This is a genomic window from Exiguobacterium aurantiacum, assembly GCF_001766415.1.
Classification (GTDB): Bacteria; Bacillota; Bacilli; order Exiguobacteriales; family Exiguobacteriaceae; genus Exiguobacterium; species Exiguobacterium aurantiacum_A.
In genome coordinates this window covers 1-698 of record NZ_MKXO01000028.1, presented here as the reverse complement: position 1 = coordinate 698, position 698 = coordinate 1, and the positions used below count along the sequence as shown (strand labels likewise).

At 47.1% G+C, this 698-nt stretch carries 1 pseudogene; it reads left to right on the top strand.

The annotated features are described in order from the left end of the window. Window positions 1-698: pseudogene (locus BJU60_RS14770) on the top strand (UxaA family hydrolase); the annotation flags it as partial.

Here is a 698-nt window from a genome sequence, read left to right as displayed (position 1 = left end):
GTGCTCGTCATTGGATTAGGCTGTGAAAAACTCATACCATCACGCATTGTGTCAGAAGAGCGGCAAGACGATATTTTAACATTACAGGAGGAATCAGGCTTTTCTTCAATGATTACCTCCATTCTGAAGGCTGCAGAGCACAAACTAAAGAAACTCAATAGGCGGACACGCGTCCCATGTCCTGTTTCGGATTTAGTGGTAGGCTTACAATGCGGTGGAAGCGATGCATTCTCAGGTGTAACTGCAAACCCCGCCGTTGGATATGCAGCAGACCTCCTTGTCAAAGCAGGAGCAACGGTTCTTTTTTCAGAAGTGACAGAAGTGCGTGATGCCATTCACCTATTAACTCCAAGAACTTTGAATGAAGAAACGAGGCAGGCACTTATACGGGAAATGAAATGGTACGACGACTATTTAAGCAGAGGTCAAGCAGATAGAAGTGCAAATCCTTCCCCAGGAAATAAAAAAGGCGGTTTATCCAATGTCGTAGAAAAGGCGCTTGGTTCTATCGCCAAATCCGGCACAAGTCCAATATCTAGTGTGATTGGGCCTGGTGAGAAAGCGGCCACCAAAGGGCTGATATTTGCTGCGACGCCGGCAAGCGATTTTGTTTGCGGAACACTGCAGCTCGCCTCTGGTATGAATGTACAAATTTTCACAACAGGCCGAGGAACTCCATACAGCCTAGCAGCAGCACC